This window comes from Pseudomonas sp. 05T35, from assembly GCF_056396605.1.
Genome location: NZ_JBFTLU010000576.1, coordinates 1 through 2357 on the forward strand (window position 1 = coordinate 1; position 2357 = coordinate 2357).

Annotated in this window: 2 protein-coding genes and 1 pseudogene; 2 read left to right on the forward strand and 1 reads right to left on the reverse strand. The window is 61.3% G+C overall.

Annotation, left to right across the window (positions count from 1 at the left end; translation table 11 throughout):
* Together AC1DH9_RS27425 and AC1DH9_RS27430 are read left to right on the forward strand one after the other, a co-directional pair.
* Positions 1–1249: ATP-binding cassette domain-containing protein (locus AC1DH9_RS27425; protein ID WP_477809162.1), on the forward strand; the 1249-nt coding region annotated here is incomplete at its 5' end.
* Between the two features lie 188 nt (positions 1250–1437).
* Complete coding sequence (locus AC1DH9_RS27430; RefSeq protein WP_427538800.1) at positions 1438–2070, forward strand: LysE family transporter; 633 nt, start codon at positions 1438–1440, stop codon at positions 2068–2070.
* A gap of 63 nt (positions 2071–2133) precedes the next feature.
* Here the strand turns inward: AC1DH9_RS27430 and AC1DH9_RS27435 are convergent.
* Positions 2134–2357, reverse strand: a pseudogene (locus AC1DH9_RS27435) (penicillin-binding protein activator LpoB); the annotation flags it as partial.

Sequence of the window (2357 nt, forward strand, 5' to 3'; positions counted from 1 at the left end):
GCGCAGGATTACCCTCTATCGCGGTGGCTACTCGGCGTTCGAACGTGCCCGTGCCGAACGTCTGGCCCAGCAGCAACAGGCCTACGAGAAGCAACAAGCGCAACGTGCGCACATGGAAAGCTACATCGCCCGCTTCAAGGCCCAGGCCACCAAGGCCCGTCAGGCCCAGAGCCGGATCAAGGCGCTGGAGCGGATGGAAGAGTTGTCCGCTGCCCACGTCGATTCACCGTTCGACTTCGTCTTCCGCGAGTCGGTGAAAATTTCCAGCCCGTTGATCGACCTCTCCGACGCCCGTCTGGGTTACGGCGAGCGAGCCGTGCTGGAGAAGGTCAAGCTGCAACTGATTCCTGGCGCACGGATCGGTTTGCTCGGCCCCAACGGTGCCGGTAAATCGACCCTGATCAAAAACCTCGCCGGTGAACTCGAGCCGTTGTCCGGCCGGTTGACTCGTGGCGAAAACACCGTGGTCGGGTACTTTGCCCAGCACCAATTGGATTCGCTGGATTCCAAAGCCAGCCCGTTGCTGCACCTGCAGCGTCTGGCACCGACCGAGCGTGAGCAGACGCTGCGCGACTTCCTTGGTGGTTTCGACTTCCGCGGTGCAAGGATCGACGAGCCGGTACTGAATTTCTCCGGCGGTGAAAAGGCCCGTCTGGCACTGGCGTTGATCGCCTGGGGCCGGCCGAACCTGTTGCTGCTCGACGAACCGACCAACCACCTGGACCTGGAAATGCGCCTGGCGCTGACCATGGCCCTGCAAGAATTCAGTGGCGCAGTACTGGTGGTCTCCCACGATCGTCATCTACTTAAAAGCACCACGGATAACTTCTTCCTGGTGGCCGACGGCAAGGTCGAAGAATTCGACGGCGATCTGGAAGACTACGCCCGTTGGCTGGTCGATTATCGCCAGCGCAATGCGCCGGTGAACAACTCGCCGGTCAATCCGGACAAGACCGACAAGAAAGCCCAGCGTCAGGCTGCCGCTGCGTTGCGTCAGCAACTGGCACCGCACAAGCGCGAGGCCGACAAGCTCGAAGCCGAGCTGGGCAAGTTGCACGAGAAGCTGGCGAAGATCGAAACCAGCCTCGGCGACAGCGCCGTCTACGAAGCAGCCCGCAAGGACGAGTTACGTGATCTGCTGGCCGAACAGGCCAAGCTGAAGGTTCGCGAAGCCGAGCTTGAAGAAACCTGGATGGAAGCGCTGGAACTGCTCGAAAGCATGCAGGCGGAGCTGGAAGCGCTGTCCTGATAGCGGCCTGCCAGCGTTCGGTTATGACGCTGGCGCGGCAGCCAAGAGTTGTCGAGCGGCTTCGGAAAGTAGGCCGGGCTGCCGCCAACGCTGGTCGGCAGTGTCGTTTTTCTGCAAAAAATCGGTAGTCATTAACAGGCCAGCGCATTAGCTTAGACGTCTATAACGAGTCTGAGTCGAGGTGTGTGATGGTGCTTGAGACATGGCTGGCGTTTTTTGCCGCCTGTTGGGTGATCAGCCTTTCCCCGGGCGCTGGCGCCATTGCGTCGATGTCCTGCGGTTTGCAGTATGGTTTCTGGCGCGGCTACTGGAACGCCCTCGGCCTGCAACTGGGGCTGGCGCTGCAGATTGCGATTGTCGCCGCCGGTGTGGGCGCAATCCTCGCCACGTCGGCCACGGCCTTCTACGCGATCAAATGGTTTGGCGTGGCGTATCTGGTGTATCTGGCGGTCAAGCAATGGCGTGCACTGCCCAGCAACATGAGCGATGACGCGGCCATTCGGCAGATCGGCAAACCGCTGGCGCTAGTGTTTCGCGGGTTCCTGGTGAATGTCAGCAACCCCAAGGCGCTGGTGTTCATGCTGGCGGTGCTGCCGCAGTTCATCGACCCGCATGCGCCGCTGGTGGCGCAGTACCTGATCCTGGGCGTAACGATGATCTGCGTCGACCTGATCGTGATGGCCGGCTACACCGGCCTCGCTTCAAAGGTGCTGCGACTGCTGCGCACACCCAAGCAACAACAGCGGATGAACCGCACGTTTGCCGGACTGTTCATCGGTGCGGCCGGGCTGCTGGCGACCATTCGCAGAGCCGCGGTCTAAAACCCGCAAGGCACAAAAAAGGCGACCTCTAGAGGTCGCCTTTTTCGTTTTCGCGCGGGTTTCTCAGCGCAGAATGACCGGCGCAGTGTCCTGCGGCAGGTTATTGCGCAGTGGCGCTTGCCCCGGCTGTTGCTGAACGCCGCGACCGAGTTGCTCGGCCAACTGACGGGCCACGTCCTCACCCAGCGACTTGGACACATCACGTACCACCCGTGGGCGGTTCAGCGACACTTTGACGTCGTTGCCGTTGACCAGCTTGGTGTCCTGGCCTTCACCCATGGCGGTGA